The sequence below is a fragment of the Brevibacillus fortis genome (assembly GCF_046196545.1).
GTDB classification, from domain to species: Bacteria; Bacillota; Bacilli; order Brevibacillales; family Brevibacillaceae; genus Brevibacillus; species Brevibacillus fortis_A.
Genome location: NZ_CP176370.1, coordinates 1307282 through 1330284, shown reverse-complemented (window position 1 = coordinate 1330284; position 23003 = coordinate 1307282). Strand labels below are relative to the sequence as shown.

At 46.1% G+C, this 23003-nt stretch carries 25 protein-coding genes; 3 read left to right on the top strand and 22 right to left on the bottom strand.

Annotated features, from left to right (window positions below; translation table 11 throughout):
* Positions 1-3 precede the first annotated feature (3 nt).
* The 11 genes from ACKKE8_RS07195 to ACKKE8_RS07145 form a co-directional block, all read right to left on the bottom strand.
* A complete protein-coding gene (locus ACKKE8_RS07195; RefSeq protein WP_409177561.1) occupies positions 4-930 on the bottom strand; it encodes an ADP-ribosylglycohydrolase family protein in 927 nt (308 codons plus the stop codon).
* A gap of 37 nt (positions 931-967) precedes the next feature.
* Entirely contained in the window at positions 968-1165 is a 198-nt protein-coding gene (locus tag ACKKE8_RS07190) for a hypothetical protein (protein ID WP_261375914.1), read from the bottom strand.
* Positions 1166-1259: 94 nt separating this feature from the next.
* Positions 1260-1550, bottom strand: a complete 291-nt coding sequence (locus ACKKE8_RS07185; protein ID WP_007715976.1) for a DUF3817 domain-containing protein — start codon at positions 1548-1550, stop codon at positions 1260-1262.
* Between the two features lie 96 nt (positions 1551-1646).
* Entirely contained in the window at positions 1647-2174 is a 528-nt protein-coding gene (locus ACKKE8_RS07180; protein ID WP_409177559.1) for a PadR family transcriptional regulator, read from the bottom strand.
* A gap of 12 nt (positions 2175-2186) precedes the next feature.
* Positions 2187-3710 (bottom strand): MDR family MFS transporter, encoded by a 1524-nt coding sequence (locus ACKKE8_RS07175; protein WP_409177558.1) that lies wholly within the window; start codon positions 3708-3710, stop codon positions 2187-2189.
* Positions 3711-3821: 111 nt separating this feature from the next.
* Complete coding sequence (locus ACKKE8_RS07170) at positions 3822-4478, bottom strand: hypothetical protein (RefSeq protein WP_409177557.1); 657 nt, start codon at positions 4476-4478, stop codon at positions 3822-3824.
* 290 nt (positions 4479-4768) lie between these two features.
* Positions 4769-5452 (bottom strand): FHA domain-containing protein, encoded by a 684-nt coding sequence (locus ACKKE8_RS07165; RefSeq protein ID WP_409177556.1) that lies wholly within the window; start codon positions 5450-5452, stop codon positions 4769-4771.
* Between the two features lie 27 nt (positions 5453-5479).
* On the bottom strand, positions 5480-6394 hold the full coding sequence (gene blaBBI, locus ACKKE8_RS07160; RefSeq protein ID WP_409177555.1) for a BBI family class A beta-lactamase: 915 nt from the start codon (positions 6392-6394) through the stop codon (positions 5480-5482).
* A 236-nt stretch (positions 6395-6630) separates the two neighbouring features.
* The gene (gene blaI / locus ACKKE8_RS07155; RefSeq protein ID WP_409177554.1) at positions 6631-7029 is read right to left on the bottom strand and encodes a penicillinase repressor BlaI; all 399 of its coding nucleotides are present in this window, start codon (positions 7027-7029) and stop codon (positions 6631-6633) included.
* A 42-nt stretch (positions 7030-7071) separates the two neighbouring features.
* On the bottom strand, positions 7072-8841 hold the full coding sequence (locus ACKKE8_RS07150) for a BlaR1 family beta-lactam sensor/signal transducer (RefSeq protein WP_409177553.1): 1770 nt from the start codon (positions 8839-8841) through the stop codon (positions 7072-7074).
* Between the two features lie 229 nt (positions 8842-9070).
* Positions 9071-9640 carry an FAD-dependent oxidoreductase gene (locus ACKKE8_RS07145; RefSeq protein WP_409177552.1) on the bottom strand — a complete coding sequence of 190 codons (570 nt, stop codon included), beginning with the start codon at positions 9638-9640 and terminating at the stop codon, positions 9071-9073.
* A 212-nt stretch (positions 9641-9852) separates the two neighbouring features.
* Between ACKKE8_RS07145 and ACKKE8_RS07140 the strand changes: the two genes are divergently transcribed.
* The gene (locus tag ACKKE8_RS07140; RefSeq protein WP_409177551.1) at positions 9853-10332 is read left to right on the top strand and encodes a hypothetical protein; all 480 of its coding nucleotides are present in this window, start codon (positions 9853-9855) and stop codon (positions 10330-10332) included.
* 62 nt (positions 10333-10394) lie between these two features.
* Here the strand turns inward: ACKKE8_RS07140 and ACKKE8_RS07135 are convergent, their stop codons facing one another.
* The 6 genes from ACKKE8_RS07135 to ACKKE8_RS07110 all read right to left on the bottom strand — a co-directional run bounded on the left by ACKKE8_RS07135 (position 10395) and on the right by ACKKE8_RS07110 (position 15832).
* Positions 10395-10925 carry a GNAT family N-acetyltransferase gene (locus tag ACKKE8_RS07135; RefSeq protein WP_409177550.1) on the bottom strand — a complete coding sequence of 177 codons (531 nt, stop codon included), beginning with the start codon at positions 10923-10925 and terminating at the stop codon, positions 10395-10397.
* A 226-nt stretch (positions 10926-11151) separates the two neighbouring features.
* On the bottom strand, positions 11152-11469 hold the full coding sequence (cyoD, locus tag ACKKE8_RS07130; protein WP_409177549.1) for a cytochrome o ubiquinol oxidase subunit IV: 318 nt from the start codon (positions 11467-11469) through the stop codon (positions 11152-11154).
* A gap of 1 nt (position 11470) precedes the next feature.
* A complete protein-coding gene (cyoC, locus tag ACKKE8_RS07125) occupies positions 11471-12079 on the bottom strand; it encodes a cytochrome o ubiquinol oxidase subunit III (RefSeq protein WP_409177548.1) in 609 nt (202 codons plus the stop codon).
* 2 nt (positions 12080-12081) lie between these two features.
* Positions 12082-14052: a cbb3-type cytochrome c oxidase subunit I gene (locus ACKKE8_RS07120; protein ID WP_409177547.1), complete on the bottom strand. Its 1971-nt coding sequence runs from the start codon at positions 14050-14052 to the stop codon at positions 12082-12084.
* A 23-nt stretch (positions 14053-14075) separates the two neighbouring features.
* On the bottom strand, positions 14076-15062 hold the full coding sequence (gene qoxA, locus ACKKE8_RS07115; protein WP_409177546.1) for a cytochrome aa3 quinol oxidase subunit II: 987 nt from the start codon (positions 15060-15062) through the stop codon (positions 14076-14078).
* Positions 15063-15619: 557 nt separating this feature from the next.
* Positions 15620-15832, bottom strand: coding sequence for a hypothetical protein (locus tag ACKKE8_RS07110; RefSeq protein WP_056497116.1), 213 nt, complete (start codon positions 15830-15832; stop codon positions 15620-15622).
* 266 nt (positions 15833-16098) lie between these two features.
* Between ACKKE8_RS07110 and ACKKE8_RS07105 the strand changes: the two genes are divergently transcribed.
* Positions 16099-17727, top strand: coding sequence for an ATP-binding protein (locus ACKKE8_RS07105; RefSeq protein WP_409177545.1), 1629 nt, complete (start codon positions 16099-16101; stop codon positions 17725-17727).
* The gene (locus tag ACKKE8_RS07100) at positions 17720-18439 is read left to right on the top strand and encodes a response regulator (RefSeq protein WP_409177544.1); all 720 of its coding nucleotides are present in this window, start codon (positions 17720-17722) and stop codon (positions 18437-18439) included. Before ACKKE8_RS07105 ends, ACKKE8_RS07100 begins: the two co-directional genes overlap by 8 nt.
* Before the next feature lie 28 nt (positions 18440-18467).
* On the opposite strand, the gene ACKKE8_RS07095 is transcribed toward ACKKE8_RS07100, so the two are convergent.
* The 5 genes from ACKKE8_RS07095 to ACKKE8_RS07075 form a co-directional block, all read right to left on the bottom strand.
* Entirely contained in the window at positions 18468-19433 is a 966-nt protein-coding gene (locus tag ACKKE8_RS07095) for an EamA family transporter (protein ID WP_409177543.1), read from the bottom strand.
* Between the two features lie 19 nt (positions 19434-19452).
* Positions 19453-19905 carry an Lrp/AsnC family transcriptional regulator gene (locus ACKKE8_RS07090; RefSeq protein ID WP_409177542.1) on the bottom strand — a complete coding sequence of 151 codons (453 nt, stop codon included), beginning with the start codon at positions 19903-19905 and terminating at the stop codon, positions 19453-19455.
* A gap of 235 nt (positions 19906-20140) precedes the next feature.
* Positions 20141-20923 (bottom strand): class I SAM-dependent methyltransferase, encoded by a 783-nt coding sequence (locus ACKKE8_RS07085; protein ID WP_409177541.1) that lies wholly within the window; start codon positions 20921-20923, stop codon positions 20141-20143.
* Positions 20924-20954: 31 nt separating this feature from the next.
* On the bottom strand, positions 20955-22478 hold the full coding sequence (locus ACKKE8_RS07080; RefSeq protein WP_409177540.1) for a tripartite tricarboxylate transporter permease: 1524 nt from the start codon (positions 22476-22478) through the stop codon (positions 20955-20957).
* Positions 22479-22490: 12 nt separating this feature from the next.
* On the bottom strand, positions 22491-22952 hold the full coding sequence (locus ACKKE8_RS07075; protein WP_409177539.1) for a tripartite tricarboxylate transporter TctB family protein: 462 nt from the start codon (positions 22950-22952) through the stop codon (positions 22491-22493).
* Positions 22953-23003: the final 51 nt, after the last annotated feature.

Genomic DNA, 23003 nt, shown 5'->3' with positions numbered 1-23003 from the left:
TGGTTAACGGGTAGCGTGTTCGTACAATTTCTGCGCGAACTCCTCCATCATTTCTCGCTTGGCCAACAGCTTAAGCATCCGGTGAGGCAAGGCCTCTACTCCGTAATAAGCACCTGCCAATTGACCATAGACAGCTCCCGTTGTATCCGCATCATCCCCAAGGTTTACCGCTAGGAACAGGCCTTCTTCGAAAGAACTACTGGAATAAAAAGCCCAAAGCGCCGCTTCAAGCGAATCGACGACATACCCCGATCCTTTGATCTCTTTTCTAGTTTTCTCTTTATAGGAGCCATTCGCGACACGGGCGATATCAGGATCAAGCGGTTGCTTTTCCCATAGATCGGCTACTGGAGAGAACGAATCAGCAAGCAACTCCTCTTTGGAAATACCCTGTAGAGCCCCCAGGAGCAATGCCCCGAAAAAACGACAGCCGTCTACTGCCTTTGCCGTCGCGTGTGTAGTGCGAGAACTTTGCGCGCAGTAATCGATGGCGAGCGCCGGTTGATTGGCATAATAGAGCGCGACAGGTGCCAGCCTCATGATGGAGCCATTCCCTGCCGACATCGGATGGTCAGATCCGCTGAACGGATTTTTCGTCTGCTCAAAACGCCACAGCGCTTCTTTGGTGATATTTCCAATATCGAAGCAATGATCCTTGCAGCTCATATAACCCTCTCGAAACCAGGCAACATATCTGTTCATCTGATCAATCGGATCGAAGCCATTTTTTGTAATCAAGCTCTCAGCCAGACACAGCGCCATCGACGTATCATCCGTCCATTCTCCTGGCTTTAAATCGAACGGTCCTCCCCCGACCATTTCTGTAAGCGGCTCGAAGGTACCCGGTTTGCGAAATTCTAAAGTAGTACCGAGTGCATCTCCAACGGCCAACCCAAGCAAACTTCCAGTATAGCGGTCACGCAGTTTCACACCTACCCACACCTTTTTTCTGAATTATCTGTTCACATCAAACAAAGCATCTGGCAATGACATTTTGACCGAAGTATTGTTCGTTCAATTCATCCGTCGCTACCTTTTCTTCTGTACTTGCAAGCGTGATAATCTGCGGCAGAACCAGCTTGTAACGATCCTCCATCACGGTTTCGAGAACATATTGCCCCTCTTTGTCCCACAAAAGAATTCCTGCTAAAATTCTGGTCTCCACACAGATCCCCTCCATTTTTTCTCATTTGAATATGTACGAAAGACGGGTACAATGACCCGCCTTCTAGTGCCTTACATAATGTGTAATTTGTATACTACTGCTCTTTTTTCAAACGTGCATCCAGAACAAAGTTGCCGAATGGTAGTAATGACGCGATAAATGCCCCGATCACTTTCAAGAAGGACCACTTATTGGTCATTGTAACATGAGCCAACGCCAAAATATACAGGACAAAAAACAATCCATGAAGCGAGCCGGCAATTTTTACTGCGGCTGGATAATCCCAAAAATACTTAAGCGGCATAGCAATTCCGAGAAGTACCAAATACGAGATACCTTCAATCAGGCCGATGAGACGGAAGCGTCCGAGGGCAGAATTCATCATGTGCGGGTACCATCCTTGCCATTAAAATTACCACTATTATAAACGAAAAACTATCATAATGATGAAAATAGTCCAATGTTCATAATATATTCAAAATCAACGGCCCCAGGCTTCTTCTCGGATGCGTTCCATCCAGCGCATCTCTGCGTGCAAATGCTCAATGGCACCGATCAGAATTGTTCGTGCTCCCCAGCTAAGCCTCTCTCTTTTTTCCTCCTGGATCGATTCCAATAATCCAGCTAGCCGTCTTACCTCTTGGATGTTCACTTCCAAGGCCTCATCCATTTTCTGTGGATCACCGTACGAAGCAAAAGTAAGAGCCGCGTAGATGGGATTGGTCAGCTGTATCGGTTTTTGCAGTTCTTCCAAGAGAAGCTGTTGGAATTGCTCTTCGCCTTTTGGCGTGATTCCATACATCGTCTTATCTGGGCGGCTAGTCTCACGAATGACTTCTTTGACCTCAATCATCCCGCTCTTTTCCAGTTGGTCGAAGGCATAGTAGAGGGAGCCTTTGGCGTATTTTATGTAACAATCCATTCCCCTGGCCTTCACCTGCTGCTGAACCTCGTAGGGATGCTTCTCCCCTTCCATCAGCAATCCCAGAACAAGCAATTTTAGACTCATGACGATTCTCCTCTACCCGCGTTCCAGTTTCGGTTTCGGTGCGGAAGGCGATTTCGCCAGCGCCCGATCATTTCCCATCAGCAAAATGCACACCAGAGCAAGAACAGCAGGAACGAGCGCCCACATAAACGTATTCGCAATCGATGAAGCGAGAATATCGATCATTTGATCCAACACAGGAGCCGGAATGGATTCACGCGCTTCTGGTGTCAAAATCGCTCGCGGGTCCGTAATGGCATTCGTCATCTCTTGACGCCCGAAGGCAGAGAACATGCCATTTTCAAACGAATTGCGCTGCAAGATACCAAACACGGTGATTCCCAATGTCATCCCCAATGAACGGGAAAAAGAGTTCGTCGAACTGGCCGATCCTCTTTGACGCATATCAAAGCCATGAATCGCTGAAATTCCCAAGGTGGAGAAAGAAAAGCCCACACCAAACCCTGCAATCACCATATAAAGCGTAACGATTGAACGAGGAATATCAGGCGTCAGTGTGCTCAAAAGGAAAATACCTGGTATGAAAAAGACTGCGGACAAAAGCATAATATTGCGGAAGCTGGTCTTCGTCGTCAAAAATCCGCCTAGCTGGCTACCAGCAACCGAGCCGAGCATCATCGGTGTCAACAGCAATCCGGCATTCGTCGCTGACCCGCCATATACCCCTTGGATAAAAATCGGCAGGTACACCGTAGCGATAATGAAAGCAGCTCCATACAACAGTGCAATCGCATTTGTCGTCGCAAATAACCGCTTTTTGAACATGGAGAACGAAATAATCGGATCAGATGCCCGCTTCTCGACGAATAGAAAAATCACAAACAACAAGAAAAAGGAAGAGAACAATCCAATAATCTGCATCGAATCCCACGCGTATTGATTGCCACCCAGCTCCAGTGCAAACATCAGACTCACTACAGCACCAACCAGCGTAATCGCTCCCAACCAGTCAATGCTCTGCTTGCGGTATTCCAGCGACTCCTTGTAATACATCGAGATCAACCAGAGGGACACAGCACCAATCGGTACATTGATGTAAAAGATCCAATGCCAGCTGACATACTCGGTAATATACGCACCCAGCAAAGGTCCAAATACGCTGGACGTACCAAATACGGCTCCGAAAAGTCCAGTCATCTTTCCACGCTTCTCTGGCGGGAATACGTCAAAAATAATCGTGAAGGCAATCGGCATCAGCGCTCCGCCGCCAATCCCTTGAATCGCCCGATAAATGCTCAACTCAACGATGCTGTTTGCTGTCCCGCACAAAATGGACCCTAACAAAAATACAATGAGACCAAATATGTAAAAACGTTTTCGCCCATACATATCGGAGAGTTTACCAAAAATCGGCATCCCCGCCATCGTAGCGACCATGTACGCTGATGTCACCCAAACAAACTTATCCATGCCGCCCATCTCACCGACAATCGTAGCCATCGCCGTCGCGACAATGGTATTGTCCATGGAAGCCATCAGGAGACCAAGCAGCAGCCCCGCTACTACCATATTCACTTTACTTTCTCTTGCAATCATTGCTTCACCCTCCTGAATGGTCAAATCAAAGTACTATACGTTATTATATTCAAATTTGACTACTTATCGAAAAAAACTGCTCCTACTCGCGGAGCAATTTTTCGCAATCTATTATCGCCCGAACGGTGACGGGCTGAATGGGGATGGCTGCTGAGCTTGATTACCCTTCCACATTTTATACGCCGCTTCTGACATCGGCTCCACTGTCGGCTTAATCTCTCCAGTGAATGGATTCTTATCATAGGGCAGGTTGAACGTCCTTGTCCCGTCACTCTTACGCAGCAAAGAACCATCCGACAGCCTCACCCAACTACTTCCTGGTCCTCCATCGTCTACGACATAGAGACCGTTATCATCCCAGGCCGGATACGTTGGCACATTATTATTTACCGGAGGACGTGCCGCCTGTTTCTTGACCGGCTTTGTCGCGGTTTTCGTCTTTTGTGTTTTCTTCTTCGGTGTGTTCGTTTTAGCAGCTGCTACCGCTTTTGTTTTTGGCTTCACTTCGCTTTGTTTCTGCGCTGACGCTGGTACAGGTGCTGACACAGCCACAGGCTTTTCAACCGGATAGGCTGAAACGTTTACGGCGCGCGGACCTTGATTGGCCAAATCTATAGCGGGCCTTTGAATACCTGCTTTTTGCGAGACAGACGCTGTTTTCGTATCCGTTCGTCCATCTGTTTTTACCGCGTGAATCAGTGTCGGCCACAAATAGGCGTTGAAGCCTAGTAAAGCGACCATCAAGGCAATACCTACGATTTTTTTCATAATGAGGACTCCTATGACTGAATGATTAGGAAATAGAGCAATGACTTCTGGCCTATATCAAAAGTTTAGACGATTGGAAGAAAAAAGAAAACACCTTACATAAATAAACTCCTTCTCATGTTGGTCTTGAGAAGGAGTTTATTTATGTAAGGTGTTTCTCGTTTGATTAGAAAAAGATGTCTGAGCTACGGCGACGTCAGGAACAAACTACATACAGCTTTCCCTATCCATCTCTTGTGAGTCTTCAAATGAATCTCAACTTTCTAGCATGGATTTTACTTTTCCCTGTTTCAAACATCTAAGCGATATCCATATCGCGGAATCGTCGTGATTTGCTGCCCGTAGCGCCGAAGCTTTTTCCTTAATCGATAGACGAGCGCATTGACTTCCACCCGTCCGACATCTGGTACATTGCCCTCATGCAGCATTCGCTCTGGCCAAACTGCCAGCATAATTTCTTCAAAACTAACGGCCCTGCTCGCCTTTTGGTATAGAAGCTTTAGCAAATCCATATCTTTTCCGGTCAAATGCAGTCTAGTCCCGTCGAGACGAACTTCTCTTCTCTCCAAATGAATCTCCAAACCTGGCAAAAGCGATTCGTTCTTTGGCTGGGTGAAAGGGAGCTCCACTGTATCATCGTGTCTATTGACCTCTCTTAAAAAAACGAGCTCTGCTACCCCTTTTGACAAGCTTATTTGATCCCCGTGACGCAGAATGTGAGAGGAATAATGTAGGGGCGTCCCGTTTACCTCTGTGCCATGCTTGCTTTCCAGATCGATAATCTTGTAATCGTTCCCGATCCTTTGAAAGGCTGCATGCATTCGCGAAATGTACGGACTGGAAAATGTAATGTCCAGTTGAAAACTAGTTCCCCTCCGCCCGATTGTACAGCGATCCTTGGTGAGATATTTGCGCGTGGCAAATTGGCTGGGGTCCCCTTTTTTTACGAGTAAGTATGCACCGTTGTCTATCATCTGGTGATCACCTCACTTGTTGATCAATTACGGTTTTGCAGCCGTCAGTGCTTCCACAGCAACCTTGGTAGCTTCCGCAATGAGCGCATCATCATAAGTGGCGTCCTGCTTATCTCTGCTAGACAGTACGGCAATGACAATGGGCTTTTTATTCGGTGGCCATATGATACCTATATCGTTTCGCGTTCCGTAGCTTGCGGCTCCCGTCTTATCTCCGACCTTCCAGTCTTTGGGGACGCCAGCACGGATCAGCTTGGCTCCCGTCGTGTTGCCTTGTAGCCACTCGATAAGAATCGTTTTCTTGTCAGACGACAGCACATCCCCTACCGTATAGGCTCTTAGGCTCGTTGCAAGTGCTTTCGGTGTGCTTGTATCGCGAATATCTTCTGGTTTAGCCTCATTCAATTCCGTCTCATAGCGTTCGGATGAGGTTACACTATCACCAATCTGTCTCAGAGCTGATTCAAAGCCTTTGGGTCCACCCAATTCTTTGAACAACAGATTTCCCGCCGTGTTGTCACTATAGCGAACCGCGGCGTCTGCAACCTCGCGAAGCGTCATCCCGGTCGCTACGTGTTTTTCTGTGACGGGTGAATATGTAACGAGATCGTCCTTGGTGTAGGTGATGACTTTGTCGAGCTCTTCCAACGGTTTCTGATGCAAGACTGCACCTGCGGCTAAAGCCTTGTACGTAGAAGCAAAAGCGAACCGTTCATCGCCGCGGTAAGCAACTGCCAAATCTGTTTCGGTGTCAATCGCATATACGCCGAGCCTTGCATCAAACTTGTTTTCCAGCGCAGCGAACTTTTGATCCATTGCAGATGCTGGCGGTTCCGTGTTTACGACAGGTGCTTCTGGAGAAGAGCAACCCGTGAGCGTGAGTAGCGTGAGAATAATTGTTTTCACTGTAAATCCGATCAGTTTAGAATGGTGAATTTTCATGGACGACAAACCTCTTTCTAGGAAGATAACAACTATAGATCACATTTGTAATATAGTATTACGTTTGTAATCAACTGATTTTACGATAATATTACACGCGTAATCCACTAGTGTCAATCTCCTTTTTCCTGCAAGGAAAAGAGCTACATCCATCCTTTCTTAAAAAAAAGACGCCCTTTTCAAGAAAACTGGATAACCGTAAAGGGTTTCTCCAAGTCAGCTTGAAAGGGCGTGCTTTATTTTTTAGGATGATCAGTCGATGCTTGTTTCGCATCCAATATGGAACGCAACTCCTGAATCTCCTCGTCCGATAAAGATTCCTTCTGGATGAACTGAACCAGCATCGATTTTAGAGCCCCGCTGTAAATCCGCTCCAAAAAGGACTGTGCCTCGGCGTGCTGGCATTCATTTTGTGAGTACAACGGATAAAACGTATAGACTCTTTGGTTTTGATTGACGCCAACGGCATTTTTTTGAACCAAACGATTCAAAAGAGTACGTACTGTTTTTGGGTTCCAATCCGTTTGACCTTCCAAGGAGGAAATAATTTCGTTGGCCGTCAGCGGTGACCTTTCCCATAGCACATTCATCACTCGCCATTCCGCTTCTGAAATACTTGGCATGGATGTAGACATGGAGTCTCCCCCTTTCGATTATCATGACTGAAGGAGCAAAGGCTAGTAAAGACCTTTCGCTTTCAAAATAGACAAGGTGATTTCTGCTGCTGCAGGTCCATTCGCGTAATCTTCGTTTTGTATATTGGTAGCAAAGAAGTAGGTGCCTTCCTCGTTCTCTACATATCCGACAAACCAACCGTTCACATCTTTTTGATTGACAGTGCCCGTACCTGTTTTCCCGGAAAGAATCGAACCCGCCTTTTCCGATAACCGGATGGAATCTTTCACCGTCTGGATATTTTTTTCTTGAAAGCCTAACTGGTTCGTATAGAAAGCTTTTAATAATTGTACCTGCTCCACCGGAGAAATCTTCAAGGAAGATTCTATCCAATATTGGCCGATTCCACCAGATGTATTGTAATTCCCGTAGTTCAATTGTTCCAGATAATCTTGAATCATATCCGGCGAGATGCTCTTATCCAACTCTTTAAAGTACCAGTTCGTGGAGTTTCGCATCGCTGTAAATAGATTTTGATCCCGGTTCCACTGCTCATGTGGATAGTGGATTCCATCCCATTTTAACAGGGAATCTTCGCTCGAAATCACATCGGACTCCAATCCAAACAAGGTGAGAAAAATCTTGTAGGTGGAGTTCGGTGAAATTCTTTGTGTACTTCCTGCCTCGTTGTAAATCCGATACTGGTCGGCTTTCAAATCATATAAGACAAAACTGCCTTCAAAACCACGGAAATAGTTGTCTAAATCCTCGTAAATAGTTCGATCATCTTGAAAATGATAGCGACTGCGATCGTCAGCTAAAGCGGAACCAACAAGAACCTGACTGGCAACCAATACGCCCAACATGGAAAAAATGATTGTACTTTTCAACTGCAACAGCTTCGATTCAGCCTTGTGAGAAGCGATTTTCTCGATTCGTTTTTTAACCGCCTTCTTGGAACCGTTTAACTGATTCGCCAAAACGACATTTTCAGCTCGACTTTCTTTATCCAAAAACTTAATGATGGTATGACCATATTCCAGATAATTTCGCTTGTCTAAAAAGTTCAATACAGCTACATCACAAGCAATTTCACGGTCTACTCTCATTTCCCGAAAAGCCAGCCAGACCAATGGATGGAACCAATACAAAAGCTGATACACCACGGTCACATAGTTCATGACGATATCATGGTTTTTTTGGTGCATGAGTTCATGCAAAAAGATATACTTCATTTCTCTATTTGACAGCCATTCGTCAAAATGACTGGGAAGGACAACATACGTCGTAAAAACGCCAAACGTCATCGGAGATTTGACCTGCTTGGATTCTGCCAACACGATGTGCCGATTTATTTTTACATCCTTCTTGCATTGTTCAAACAAATCGATGATTTCTTGATTGGTGATCACAGAAGCTGTCCGCTTGATCTGCTGGATTTTTAACCAGGCTGATAATGTGATTGAAGCACAAACAATCATGCCGACTACCCATATGCTGACGAGAATCGTAGGAAAGGAGTCCGGTGTATAGCGACTTACGGACAACGTTAAATCCTGTACCCAATTCGCATTTTCAAACACAGGGGCTTGCGCAGCGAGCGTCGAGCTGTCGACTTCATTGCGCTGATTCATGCCTGAGACAAAAAGATTTCCAAAATCAAAAAAGTAATTTGGGATAAAAACTGGCGTCAAAGCGACCAGCAAGAGAATCCACAAATTGTACTGCCATCTAGCCGACAGCTGGGAGCGAAATACTTTTCGAATCAAGAAAATAAGTGCGATCGTGCAAGAAGAAACGATCAAGCTTATCACCACATGATTGACGAACATGCTATCTGTCTCCCTCCCTTCTTACATAGGGGCAATTTAGATAAAAATAGAATCCGTATCAATTCTCCAGAGCAACAGGAACGCTCTTCAACCTGACAGGATTCATCTCTTCGCTAAACACAATTAGCTTCATTATGTCAAAAACGAGATCACGATACAAGCTATCGTCGATTGGAAGAAAAAAGAAAACACCTTCTTCAAAATGGTAAGAAGGTGTTTCTAACCTGATTTAGTTTGTTTTCAAAACATCGTGATCGACGTAACGCTCGCCATTCAGTTCGCTGATGACATTGATTGCAACCTTAGCGCCATCACCAGATGTAATAATCGTATGTACGCTTACTCCCGCGCACGTACCTGCTGCCCAAATTCCTTGGATGTTCGTCTTCCCTTGTGCATCGACATCGACAACAGTTTTAATCCGTGGCTCTGTACCTTCTTTGGTTTTTACCCCAATCGCTTCTGCCAAAGTCACGAGCGCTCCCGTTGCAAGAATCACATGCTTAGCCTCAAAGCTGCCTTTTTCCGCTGTCTCTACGAGTAAGCCTTGCTCTGTTTTGGTAATGTTGCTCACTTGATCGGCTACCAGCTCCGCACCGAATTTCGCTGCTTGCTTCTTACCGATCTCAATGAGGTCTGGGCCTGAGATTTCCATGATGCCGTAGTGATTTTCCATCCACGCGCGCTTGGTCATGCTCTTGTCATTATCAATCAGCAACGTCTTCTTACCTGCTTTTGCAGCAAACAACGCTGCACTTCCTCCTGCCGGGCCTGCTCCAATAATTACGATATCAAACAAAGAAATCTCTCCCTTCCAAAATAACTTTCATAACATAATTATATACTAAGTATTGTAAATGTGGCAATATCTTTCACAAGTTTATGCTGTCGATAGGAAAAATATTTACTATTATAAGGTAAAAGCATGGAGTCTCAGATAAATAGAACTTGGTCTAAGGAGTGAATCCTATCGAACTGCGAATAGGTTTTGTAATCGGGAAAAAATTAGATTTGAAAAGAATCGACGAGATCTTATACGCGCATGAAAACAAACAAGCTGCATCTTGTAAGGTAGTATTAGACTTTATGGAAATGGACCCAGAGATTTTCTTAAATCGTCCTTTTTCTTCTACAGAACAGGTACCCGTTAAAGATCCCGACCTCCTTGAAGCTGAACTTTCGCAATTGTACGATTTTGTGTGGGTTGAAGTATTAGGGGGAATTGAGAGACACGGCCATCCTAGCGTTACTATCTCTGAAGCAGAATATGAAGGGAAACTAATCCATACGTTAGACAAGAGAATGTTCATCTTTTTACGAGATATCATCAGTGACGATCAGGGGATACAACTGCTTGAGAAAATCTGCCATGTTCCAAAACCACTGCAATGGCTCGTCCTACCAAAAATGGACGGAAAAACTCCACCCCCAGACTATATTCTTAACGAGGTGGAGCAATGGGTTCGCAAGTTGATTGCATACGAGGTATAAGATAAATAGGAAAGGGCTATCTCAAACGTCATCGATCCTGACAATGAGATAGCCCTCTCCTTTTACGAAGGTCGTGTAATCCAGAATCGCCGAATGAGCAATCCATCCTCGTCTGTGCATTCCGATTCAAAGACGCCTCCATTATTCCGAATCGTTTTTTCCGATCCAACATTATCATAATCACAAATCAGCAGTACTTCATTTATCCCCAGCTCGCTCGTGATATTGAGAGCTTGCGCTAAAATTTCCGTCGCATAGCCTTTACGTCTCTCGGAAGGTCGGATTCCATATCCGATGTGCCCGCTGTACTTTCGTAAACGCTCGTTGAGACGATGCCGAATATTCACCGCCCCCACTATGCGCCGCTCTTCATTCATGAGCCAATACGTGGAATGAGGAACATAGCCATCCAAAAGATTTTCCTCGTTGCTCTCACTCTCCAGAAATTCCAGATACGCAGGAAAATCATAGGGCTCCCGACCCACCACCCACGGTACGATAGGCTCTCCACTTTCTTTCCACTCTTCGTAAAAGGAAATATACTCTGCTTGAAGTTCTGCACAAGGCTTCGTTAAATACAGTTTCCCAGCCATCGACTCCACTCTCCTATATTTTTTTCTGTAAAATTCTTTCTATTATATCTACAAGGAGAGCGGGTTACCAGCTTTACAGAAGCCGCGTAGGAAGAAGCGGACAGTCAGTCCCCCTTGCGAGGCGTTGGCCGAAGCGTAGACTGGAAATGCGCTTCTCCCCTCCACTACAGCAACGTAAAAAAACGTGGCACAAGCAACGAATCGCCTGTGCCACGCTCTTAACTGATTAATATTTATTAAACAACATGATCCAGAGGGAACCTGCAACGATTGTAAATACAATCACAAGTCCAAGAATCAATGTCTGTACGTTGTAGCGCGGTTTTTCTCCTTCGCGGATGTGCATGAAGAAGACCAACTGAACTACGAACTGCAAGACCGCCATTACCAAGATCGTGATCACGGTCGCCGTTTTACTCAAAATCGGGTTCATGACCAGCACGAGTGGGATAATGGTGAGCACGATCGACAGGATAAAACCGATCACGTACTCTTTCATCGATCCGTGACTATGATGTCCGCCATGGTTTTGATGTTGTGCCACCTTACATCACCCCCATCAAGTAAACGACTGTGAAGAGGAAGATCCACACAACGTCAAGGAAGTGCCAGTACAAGCTAAAGTTGGTAATTTTGCGGCGAGTAACCGCAGAGATTCCACGACGCTTCAGCTGCATGATCAACGCAGTCATCCAGAACAGACCAAGCGTTACGTGCAATCCGTGCGTGCCAACCAGTGTGTAGAAAGCGGACCAGTAGCCGCTAGTCGCCATGGTTGCGCCTTCGCTAATCAAGTGCATAAACTCAGTGACTTCCAACACTACGAAAGACAGTCCCAAAAGACCAGTTACAGCCAGCCAAGCAATCAGCTGCTTGACATTGCCTTTGTTCATCGCCAGAACAGCGAGACCGCTGGTAAAGCTACTTGTCAACAAGATGAAGGTTGAAGCAATAACGCCTGGCAGCTGGAACAGTTCCTGTCCAGTTGGTCCACCAGCAAAGCTATTCATCATTACCGCATATGTTGCAAACAACGTACCGAACAACACGCAGTCTGTTACAACGAAAATCCAAAAACCGAGAACCTTTAATTGTTCATGCTCTTCATGATGGTCGTGGTCGTGGCCGTGACCATGGTCATGATTCGTAGCCATCGTTACACCACCCTCCCCAGTGAAGCCTCAGTGCGACGCACTTCCTCCACCGGTACGTAATAATCCGTGTCGTATTGGAAGGAGCGTGCCCACATGCATGCGAATACGCCAATGAATCCAATAACGGCCATCCAAACCCATCCAAATGTGAAACCAAAACCTACCAAGAACCAGAAGTTCGCCATGATAAACGGAATTCCAGAGTTCTTCGGCATATGAATCGGCTCCAGTTTCGCCGGTTGTTCTTTATAGGTGCCATTTGCTTTTGCTTCTTTTGTTGCCCACCAGTCATCCATTTCTTTCACTTGTGGAACAACAGCAAAGTTGTAGAATGGTGCAGGTGACGGAATCGACCACTCCAGCGTGCGACCATTCCATGGATCGCCTGTCGTGTCGCGCTCACCATTCTTGATGCTGTAAGCGATTTGCCATACTTGGAAGATGAAACCGATCCCCATCATGAATGCCCCAACAGTGGATACGAGGTTCATATCTGCCCAGCCGCGGTCCCAACCGTACGTGTAGTAACGGCGAGTCATACCCATGAAACCGAGCGCGTATTGCGGCATAAAGCACACGTAGAAACCAATATTCCAGAACCAGAAGCCCCATTTGCCCAGTTTCTCGTCGAGCTTGAAACCGAACAGTTTTGGCCACCAGTAGTAAATACCAGCCAAGTAACCAAATACTACCCCACCGATCAACACTTGGTGGAAGTGGGCAACCAAGAAGTAACTGTTGTGATACTGATAGTCTGCTGGAGCTACCGCCAGCATTACCCCTGTCGCTCCACCAATTACGAAGCACGGGATAAAGGCAATCGTCCACAGCATTGGTTGTTTAAAGGATATCCGACCACGGTACATTGTAAACAGCCAGTTAAAGACCTTAACCCCGGTCGGGATACCAACAATCATCGTTGATATCGCAAAGAAGGCGATAACACTTGCGCTCGTACCCATTGTGAAGAAGTGGTGAGCCCATGTAAAGAACGATACAACGGCAATGATCATCATCGCCCAAACCATTGATTTGTAGCCGAAAATCTTCTTACGTGAGAACGTAGCCACGATTTCAGAGAAGATACCGAAAGCTGGTACTACTACGATATATACCTCAGGGTGACCCCACATCCAGATGAGGTTGAGGTACATCATCGGATTACCGCCGCCGTCCATTGTGAAGAAGTGGGCACCTGCGAAACGGTCAAGGAACAACAGAGCCAATGTTACAGTCAAAATTGGGAAAGCGAAGATAATCATAATGCAGCTGGACAATACGGACCAGCTAAACAATGGCATTTTGGAAAGCTTCATGCCAGGTGCACGCATTTTGAGAATCGTTACGATAAAGTTAATCCCTGTCGCCAAACTACCGATACCGGAGATCTGAATCCCCCAAATATAGAAGTTCTGACCTGGTCCAGGGCTGAATTCATTTTGTGACAATGGCGGGTAAGACAACCAACCAGCGTCCGGGGAGCCCCCGATTACGAACGAAATGTTGAACAGCATCGCGCCGAGCATAAACAGCCAGAAGCTGAGTGCGTTCAAGAACGGATACGCTACATCTCGGGCACCGAGCTGAAGCGGTACTACCATGTTGAACAAGGCAAACATCATCGGCATCGCCATGAACAAAATCATGATCGTACCGTGAGTCGTAAAGATAGCATTATAGTGTTCCGAGTTCAGGAACTCTACGTTCGGGAATGCCAGTTGCAAACGCATCAGCAGGGCGTCAACCCCACCGCGGAACAGCATCAGAAGCGATGCGATCAAATACATGATACCAATACGCTTATGGTCAACTGTAGTCAACCATTCACGCCATAGCCAACCCCATTTTTTATACTTAGTCAGAACGAATACGATCGCAATGATGGATAGTACAATCGATACGTCCGCACCGTAAATCAGTGGGTCACCTGTTACAAAGAACGTGGATGCAAAATCCTTAATGTTCTCCCACACGTGGTATTCCTCCTCCCTCTCGCCTAGTGGTTCATACTGGAATGATTCATTCCAGGCATGTTGTGCGATTCAGTCTTTTGTTGCGTATTTTGCGAAGTCTCATTAGAAGACTTGTCACCTGCAGGCGCAGGAGGTTTCTCCATCACATAGTCCATATCGTGACCATGGCCATATTTAGCAACGATCTCTTCAAACATACCTTCTGGGAATGCAGAATACGTAAACTTATCTGTAACGCCAGGCTTCCGAAGTTCTTCATAATCTGCCTTCGTCATAGCTGGAGTCGTACCTTTTACTTCTTTGACCCAGTTATCGAACTCTTCTTTCGGTTTTGCCACTACATTAAACTGCATTTTGGCGAAGCCTTCACCAGAGAAGTTGGAGCTAAATCCAGCGAATGTACCTGGTTCATCTGCTTGCAGATACAGCTCGGTAGCCATTCCCGCCATCGCATAAATCTGTCCACCCAATTCTGGAACCCAGAAAGAGTTCATCGGTGCATCAGCAGATACCTGGAAGCGAATCGGTACGCCTGCTGGAATCTCCAGATGGTTAACAGTTGCGATATTTTGTTCTGGATACGTAAACATCCATTTCCAGTCCAAAGCCGTAACCTGAATGGTCATAGGGGCAACTTCTTTATTCGGGTTCTCTTTTAACAAATAAATATCACGGACAGTAAAGTAACCCAGCAATGCAACGATAACGATAGGAATAATCCACCAAATTATCTCTAGGGTTGTACTGTGTGCCCACTCCGGCTTATAACTTGCTTTATTGCCCGGTGTATCCCGATAGCGGTATACAATGAAAGCGGTAAGCGTAATAACCGGAACGATAATGACAGCGACCAATATCGTGGAAATAATAATGAGATTATACTGCGTTTCTGCTACAGGTCCTTTTGGATTCAAGACGAGGTATTCGCTACCACAGCCTGTCAGCAGAACGGTGCCCAACACTGCCAAGATCCAAAACTGGATATGCCTCAGCATTTTTCCTCCGCTCATTCTCCTAATCCCTCCTAGTCACAAACAACAAGCATGTAATACTTTGAGAGCGTAGTTCTTTTCAGGTGAACTTCGCCTCACATATGCCGATAGTGCAGTCACTCACTATAGAGAGGTCCCGAACGAGGTTTTGGAAAACCTTCTTTTTTAACGTGCATTCACACTTTTCGAGAGCTCCTCACAATAGAGGTTTTTTAACACAAGTGAACTTCACTATTTGCCGCATATACATACTATCAGAGTCCGCGAGCTTTTGTACTCGTTTTTAACGACGTTCAATATTTCGTAGCTTTTCTGTTACAAAGTGTTCACATAGCATTCACGAGTTGATCATATTCTTGTTAGGATTCTCCTCTACTGAAGTCCATCACCCATTTTTGGTCATCTCATCCAATCTTGAATGTCAAGTTTTCTTTCAAGTTTTCTTTTCACTTTTAATAAAAAAATCAAAAAAACGCCAGCGCATTTGGCTGACGGCAAAATTCCGTATAAATAAAAAAACCTCTCATTAATAATGAAGAAAATGAGAGGTTCTCTATGGGACTATTTTTATCTTGTTAGGCGTCAGTTCTTTTTAGTGTCATCAAGCGAAATACCGTGCTCATAATGAAGATGTTCATACCAGCGATCAAAAATCCGATCGACACCATCAACGGCAAGTTCTGCGATCTGAAATCGCTTGCAGTGAAAGCCATAATAATAGCACCGACAAATAGTACTGTCCAAGCCATCCATCTTAATACATCCGCTGCTTTTCGATCGTTATTCATAACACAAAACCCCTATCATTATAGATTTTTTGCGTGACCGTTTTTGTTTTATGCTCTTATTGTAACATAATATTCACTTGTTGTTCATAATTTGTTCATTTTTTTATAAAAAATTTGTCAAAACTTTTTTCATAAACCTATTGGCTATCGTATTGTTGCATTTTTGCTTTGTGTCACAAATGTGAAAGCGTTATTGTTATAATGAATGAAGTAAACGGTTTCATACATTCCTAACATCTTGAACTGTCATCGAAGGTGGTTTGCCTATGGTTCATACACCCAAAAAAGCCCGCATCAGCCTCTTGACTCAAATGGTTCTGCTCATTTCCATCGTTGTCCTGATTAGCATGGGGATAGGAAATGCCTTATTTTCCTTCATATTAGATGACATTTTGGATCGTTATATTGGACAGCAAGCCATGACGGTCGCCAAGCTATCTGCCATGGACGAACGCATCATTGCAGCCTTCGAGACCGATCATCCTTCCAAGGTGATACAACCGATAGCCGAAACCATTCGGATGGAAACGGGCGCCAGCTATGTGGTGATTGGAAACAAGGACGGTATTCGGTACTCCCACTACGACCCAAAGCAAATTGGACTACCGATGGGAACCAGCAATAACCCCGTCTTTTTAGAAAACCGCTCGGTCATTTATCGGGGGACAGGTATTTCAGGTCCAGCCATCAAAGCAAAAACACCGATCGTCAACAAAAAAGGCGAAACAATCGGTGTCTCCTCTGTCGGCTATGTCATGAGTGATGTAGAGAAAAAGGTCGCGGAATACAAGGAAAGGGTCGTTGCGTTATCCCTGGTGCTGCTGGTTATCGGAATTATTGGCGCGATTATCATTGCCAGACGAGTCAAGCGATTGATCTTTGGTCTGGAGCCAGAAGAAATCTCATTTTTGTTTACGGAAAAAGCAGCTATTCTTGAATCGATTCGCGATGCTACGGTAGCAGTCGATATGCAAGGGCGTGTCGTCTCGATGAATAAACGCGCACGTTCCCTCCTCCAAGAAGATTTGACCGTAGGCAAATCGATCGCCAGCCCGCAATTGCGCGACATCATTCATTCTGTCAATCGAAATACACAAGAAATGAACTACAAAATTTTGCTGGGGCACGAAATTTTTATAACAGACTACTCTCCTATTTTGAGTAATAATGAAATCAGAGGCGTGGTCTTCACCTTTCGTCCAGAGTCTGAGATCGAGCAGCTCACCGAAGAAATTACGAAGATCAGTTCCTTTTCGGACAATATGCGTGCACAAAATCACGAATATTTAAATCGTTTGAACACCATTTACGGTCTACTCAAGTTAAAGGAGTACGACAAAGCAATCGAACTCATCACCGATGAAGTAAAGGAACGGCAGGATACTCTCGCCTTCATTATGAGTTCAGTCAAAGAGCCCTTCATCGCAGCTTGTCTGTTAGGGAAAATCAATCGCTCCAAAGAACTGAAGGTTTTACTCGAAATTGATCAGGACAGCTATTTGGGAAATGTACCTGACAGCTTGGATACAAAGGTATTGGTCACTATTCTCGGCAATTTGATCGACAACGCGATGGAAGCTGCCCTCGAATACAAAGGCTCTGACGCAATGGTTCACGTATCCTTTACTGATTTAGGTGGCGATATCATTTTTGACATCGAAGACAATGGACATGGGGTATCAAAAGAATTGGAACCCCGCATCTTTGAAAGCGGTGTCACTACGAAATCAGGTGAAAATCGTGGACTCGGTTTGGCTATTGTGAAAAACGCCATCGAGCTGTTAGAGGGGCAAATCTCACTCGGAAAAAGTGATCTTGGCGGAGCACGTTTCACCGTAGTCGTCCCCAAGAAGTGGGACACAGCAAGTGGAGAGGAGGCAATCCACGATGTCTGAGAAACCCATTACCGTCATGATCGTGGAAGATGACGAAATTGCAGCTAGAATCTATGAACAATTCACAAGTAAACTGGAAGGATTCCAGATTATTGCCACGGCCACGACTGGAAAACAGGCATTGGCGATGCTTCACGTCGTTACGCCGGATGTGCTGCTCTTGGATATTTATTTGCCGGATATGAACGGGATTGACCTGTTGCGTGAAGTACGGAAGCATTTTCGTGGGATCGATGTCGTCATGATCACAGCCGCAAACGATGTGGAAACCGTGAGAGAAGCAATACGTGGCGGGGCATACAGCTACATCATCAAGCCGATTATGATCGATAAATTCATGTCTACCTTGGAGCAATATGCAAATACGAGACGTCAGCTACAGCAGCATACAACCATTGATCAAACAGCAGTGGACAAGCTGTTTACAAAAGCCGCACACACTCCTGCTACCAAAACTGTTGAGACTGTCACCACGCTCCCGAAAGGCATCGACAAGCTGACGTTAAAGCTGATCCGGGACAAAATGCAGGAGACCACCCAAAGCATGAACGCCGATGATCTGGCTGCGCTAGCTGGCATGAGCCATTCGACGGTGCGCAGATACCTCGAATTTCTCGTCTCTATAAATGAAGTGACAGTCGAGACGTTCTATGGAACCGTCGGGCGTCCGGAACGAAAATACCGCTGGGTGCCACAAAAAACGGCCAAATAATGCCTGATAGCAAAAAGAAGGGGAAGCTTCATTTATGAACCTGAAGCTTCCCTTTTTCTTTTCTTGCTGCCGGTTGTGTCGCACCTGGACTCTTTTCCCGAAACATCGTGATGATGGCAACAGCTGCGATGATCATGACGGCAGCAATCAAGGTTTGACTTGTGAATTGTTCATCAGCGATCAGCCAGCCTAGAAATACAGCGACAATCGGGTTCACATAGGCGTACGTGGAGACTAGGGAAGGCTCTGCATTTTTCAAAAGCCAAATGTACGCCGTGTAGGCGACAATGGAACCGAATCCAACTAAATAGCCAAAGGCAATCCATGAACGCAGGGTAATCTCCGTTATATGCAGCTTCGTCCAATCGTCGAGAAACAGTGACGCGATCCCCAGCAAAATTCCTCCGATGATCATTTGCAAGGCCGTCGCCATCACAGGTGATGCTGGGAGCTTTGCATGGCGCGAATACAACGATCCCACTGACCAGCAGATCGAAGCAAATAGGAGCGCCACGATTCCGATGGTATCGATCCCTTGATTGCCTGTGCCCTCGGGATGGACAACCAGCACAGCGATCCCCGCCAAGCCAAACAGGATTCCTCCCATGACGCCAACTGTTGGCTTTTGCTTGCTGCCACCGATCCAGTTGAAAACGAGAATCCATAATGGAACGGTAGCGATTAGCAAGGACGCGATTGCTGACGGTACCTTGAGCTGTGCCCATGCGACTACACCGTTACCTCCGAGAAGCAGCAACGCCCCAACCATTCCAGCCCCTCTCCATTCTGCTGCACTGGGCAGCTCTGCCCCTTTCCAACGCCCGATCAGGAACAGGATCGATCCGGCTAGAAAAAATCGCGCCCCCGCCATAATAAAGGGTGGCATCGATTCAATGGCGATCTTCATTCCGAGATAAGTGCCTCCCCAAAACAGATAGACCGCTAGCAGCGCAATTGTAACGACAAATAATTTCGAATCTTTTTTTCCTGTCATTGTGTTTCCACCCTGGCTTTCAAATTTCTTTCCTGCCATCCTCGTAGATCGTCGACAAGATGAAGGTCGTGGAGGTTTCCAGTATTTCATCATACTGGACCATTTCATCGATCAGATTGGTGATATCTTCCGGTGCCATCGCACGTACTTTTAGCATCATACACCACTCTCCCGCGAGCCGCTGGCATTCGATAATGGTCACGTTCGGTACTTGAACGTTCACAATCTTTGCTGTGATTTCTTTGAAGTCCTGACATCTTGCTTTTACGAAGATTAATACCTTCAGCCTTTGCTCTAATTTTCTCCAATCAATGATGCCACGGTATCCCTTGATAACCCCATTCTTTTCGAGCTTGGCAACCCGTTGGTGGACAGCCGGTCGCGAGATGTGCAGCAGCTTGCTAATTTCCTCGTGAGATATCCTTCCGTTTTCCTCGAGCAATTGAACAACTCTCAGGTCAACCTCATCCATCACATACCTCCTGTGGTTATAGTAGCATATTTTCCTTCATATAGACCATTCGTACTCTATATTGACCGAATTCAAACGAATAGTAAATACAGAAGCAAGATATCAAGAATATAATGCCTAAAAACCGTCTTGAAAGCCCCCTTATCATTACGAATCGTTACTTAGGTACACATACAAAAAAGAACATGCCCCCGCTTGATTGTAAGCGGGGACCAGCTTAGAAGCATCGTCCTTATCATTCTGGTTTCTCAAACAACGCCATCCACTCATCAACTTGGATGGAAACGACTTGCTCTCCTTCTTTTTCAACCGCGAAGTAGGCTTGGATTTCCTCATCGGCGCTTGTGATATGCGCGGTTACTTGCTCAACCTGCTCCTCAGTCTCAGTCGTACGTCTGACCCAAGTCGCATATGGGAACGTCTTTTTACGGATGCGCGAATGACTCTCCACCAGTCCCTCTTGCTCTATCCATGCTAACCATTCGGAGCGTGAGTAGCTTCGTACATGGCTGTGATCCCGAAGTTTTTCCAGTGTATTCACAAATCGATCGAGTTTATCATCCTCTGCTGCGATATTGTCGATCAGCACAAATTTTCCACCCGGCTTTAGGACACGGGCCACTTCTTTTACAAACGCCTCTGGGTTCGGGAAGTGATGGGCCGCGATTCTGCACCCGACTGCATCAAAGGTTTCACTTAAAAACGGAAGTGCTTCTGCGTCCGCAACTACATAAAAGACATTGCTTGCGTGAGATTTCAGATGGTTTCGCGCCGCTGTAAGCATCGGCTGCGTCAAATCAGTCGCAAAGACTTGACCGACATGTGGAGCGATTGCCTTGGTAAGATGACCACCGCCCGTTGCCACATCGAGAAACACCCAATCAGGCGAAGGATTCAGCCAAGGCTTCAGGAGAGCGAGATCCTCTCCCGTAGCATGCGTCTGGCTATTCACATACTTTTCGGCATTCGCACCGAACTGCTGCTTGACTTCCTCTTTGATCTTTTTGTCATCGCGCATGAGAATGGCCCTCCTCTATTCTTCTATTCTTCTATTCTTCGTTCACGATTACTTTCTTTCCTCTCATTTTCATGATCAAGGGAACGGTGATCCAGAGAACCGCAATAATCAGAAACACTAGCGATACTGGCTTTTGAATAAAGATCGAAAAATCACCATTGGACGTCGTCAGGGCGCGTCGCAAATTGTTTTCAATCATCGGACCCAAGACCAAGCCAAGAACGAGTGGAGCCATTGGAAAATCGTTTTTCGCCAAAAAGTAACCCACGAGTCCACAGAGAAGCAGCAAGACTAGATCAAATACGGAGACACGGACTGCGTATACACCAAACACGGAAATGGCAACGATCATCGGGATCAAATATTTAGGCGGTGTCTCAATCAGCTTCGCAAACACCTTTACGAGTGGCATATTGAGGATCAAGAGCATTACGTTTCCGATGAACATACTGGCGATCAAGCCCCAAGCGATGGTCGGATGATCTTCAAACAAGAGAGGACCTGGCTGCACGTTGTACATAATCAGTGCGCCCATCAATACCGCTGTCGTCCCTGTACCCGGAATCCCCAAGGTCAAAAGTGGGATCATCGCCCCGCCAGATGCTGCGTTGTTTGCCGACTCTGGAGCTGCTACCCCAGCGATTGCCCCTTTGCCGAATTTTTCAGGCGTTTTACTGATTTTCTTTTCCAGCAAATAAGCGAGGAAGGATGCCAGTGTTGCACCAGAACCAGGAACGATGCCTTTAAAGAACCCAACCAGCGATCCGCGGAGAATCGGTCCAGCACTTTCCTTCAAATCTTGCTTGGTCGGTACGATTCGGGAGATTTTGGCGATCTCTCCCTCATTCACATCCCGTTCGAGAATCGTCTTGAACACTTCCCCAAGCGCAAATACCCCAACGGCGATCGTCAAAAATTCCAAACCGGAATAAAGCTCGGGCATATCAAAGGTAAAACGCGCCACGCCGGATACGTTGTCCAGCCCGATCGTCGCAATTAATAAGCCGAAAACCGTCATCATCAATGCTTTAGTGACGGACTTGCCTGCTAACCCGCTCAATGCGCACAACCCCAAGATCATCAGCGAAAACTCATCTGCCGGGCTGAGCTTGAGCGCTACTTCAGAGAGTGGCTCAGCCAAAAATACCAGACCGATAAGCGAGACAAGCCCTGCAAAAAACGAACCAATCGCAGCGATGGAGAGAGCAACCCCCGCTCTTCCCTGTTTAGCCATCGGGTATCCGTCCAGTACGGTAACGACAGAAGATGACTCACCAGGTGTATTCAACAAAATCGAAGTGGTAGAGCCTCCGTACATCGCTCCGTAGTATACCCCTGCCAACAAAATAATGGCGCTGGTCGCCGCTGCTTCTGGCGGCAGTCCACTCGTCAACGAAGCTGTCACCGGAATCAACAAGGCCACGCCACTGATTGGCCCAATCCCTGGCAATACTCCAACTACTGTCCCGATCAAGACACCGACAAACGCAAAGATGATATTTTGCCATTGCAGGGCAGTCGCAAATCCGTTCAGCAAATAGTCAATTGCACCCATTTCATCCACCTCCTACAAGCCTAACCATGTTGGTAAACCGGGCAATGTGCCATCGAGAACTTCCACGTACAACAAGTAGACACCGAACGAAAACGCACCAGAAATGAGGATGCTGTTGAGCCATTTTCCTTTTTGCATCGTCTGGAATCCAACCAAAAGGAACAGGAAGGTACTGATCACGTATCCGATTTCCTCTAAAAGCAATACGTAGAATAATGCCGCGACAAGAATGATGAGGAACCGTTTGTAATCGAGCTTTTCCTTCTCTTTCTTGCCCTCTTGCTTGTATTTGAACGTCTCATAAAATAATCGCAGGCTGAGTAGGATCAGAAGACTTCCGAGCCCCATCGGAAAAATGTTTGGTCCGACATTGCTGCCGTATGCACTCGCCGAGATGTTTTGGCTGCCGACCACAAATGCCACGCCCAACACAAGAAAAATTAGACTGGCGAAGCGGTCAAATGTTTTGCTCACGTATGTTCCCTCCTGTTCGTACAAGAATCCAGAATGAAGGAGGAGAAGAAT

What these genes read in the sequence shown, in the direction of transcription:
- ACKKE8_RS07175 (WP_409177558.1), bottom strand. Translation starts at nt 3,710, where the DNA reads ATGATTGCAAGAGAAAGTAAAGTGAATATGGTAGTAGCGGGGCTGCTG.
- ACKKE8_RS07150 (WP_409177553.1), bottom strand. Translation starts at nt 8,841, where the DNA reads ATGTTCGTCAATCATGTGGTGATAAGCTTGATCGTTTCTTCTTGCACG.
- qoxA (WP_409177546.1), bottom strand. Translation starts at nt 15,062, where the DNA reads ATGAGCGGAGGAAAAATGCTGAGGCATATCCAGTTTTGGATCTTGGCA.
- ACKKE8_RS07170 (WP_409177557.1), bottom strand. Translation starts at nt 4,478, where the DNA reads ATGAAAAAAATCGTAGGTATTGCCTTGATGGTCGCTTTACTAGGCTTC.
- ACKKE8_RS07180 (WP_409177559.1), bottom strand. Translation starts at nt 2,174, where the DNA reads ATGAGTCTAAAATTGCTTGTTCTGGGATTGCTGATGGAAGGGGAGAAG.
- blaBBI (WP_409177555.1), bottom strand. Translation starts at nt 6,394, where the DNA reads ATGAAAATTCACCATTCTAAACTGATCGGATTTACAGTGAAAACAATT.
- cyoC (WP_409177548.1), bottom strand. Translation starts at nt 12,079, where the DNA reads ATGGCTACGAATCATGACCATGGTCACGGCCACGACCACGACCATCAT.
- ACKKE8_RS07085 (WP_409177541.1), bottom strand. Translation starts at nt 20,923, where the DNA reads ATGCGCGATGACAAAAAGATCAAAGAGGAAGTCAAGCAGCAGTTCGGT.
- ACKKE8_RS07090 (WP_409177542.1), bottom strand. Translation starts at nt 19,905, where the DNA reads ATGGATGAGGTTGACCTGAGAGTTGTTCAATTGCTCGAGGAAAACGGA.
- ACKKE8_RS07165 (WP_409177556.1), bottom strand. Translation starts at nt 5,452, where the DNA reads ATGATAGACAACGGTGCATACTTACTCGTAAAAAAAGGGGACCCCAGC.
- ACKKE8_RS07105 (WP_409177545.1), top strand. Translation starts at nt 16,099, where the DNA reads ATGGTTCATACACCCAAAAAAGCCCGCATCAGCCTCTTGACTCAAATG.
- ACKKE8_RS07185 (WP_007715976.1), bottom strand. Translation starts at nt 1,550, where the DNA reads ATGATGAATTCTGCCCTCGGACGCTTCCGTCTCATCGGCCTGATTGAA.
- ACKKE8_RS07135 (WP_409177550.1), bottom strand. Translation starts at nt 10,925, where the DNA reads ATGGCTGGGAAACTGTATTTAACGAAGCCTTGTGCAGAACTTCAAGCA.
- ACKKE8_RS07095 (WP_409177543.1), bottom strand. Translation starts at nt 19,433, where the DNA reads ATGACAGGAAAAAAAGATTCGAAATTATTTGTCGTTACAATTGCGCTG.
- ACKKE8_RS07100 (WP_409177544.1), top strand. Translation starts at nt 17,720, where the DNA reads ATGTCTGAGAAACCCATTACCGTCATGATCGTGGAAGATGACGAAATT.
- ACKKE8_RS07080 (WP_409177540.1), bottom strand. Translation starts at nt 22,478, where the DNA reads ATGGGTGCAATTGACTATTTGCTGAACGGATTTGCGACTGCCCTGCAA.
- blaI (WP_409177554.1), bottom strand. Translation starts at nt 7,029, where the DNA reads ATGTCTACATCCATGCCAAGTATTTCAGAAGCGGAATGGCGAGTGATG.
- ACKKE8_RS07110 (WP_056497116.1), bottom strand. Translation starts at nt 15,832, where the DNA reads ATGAATAACGATCGAAAAGCAGCGGATGTATTAAGATGGATGGCTTGG.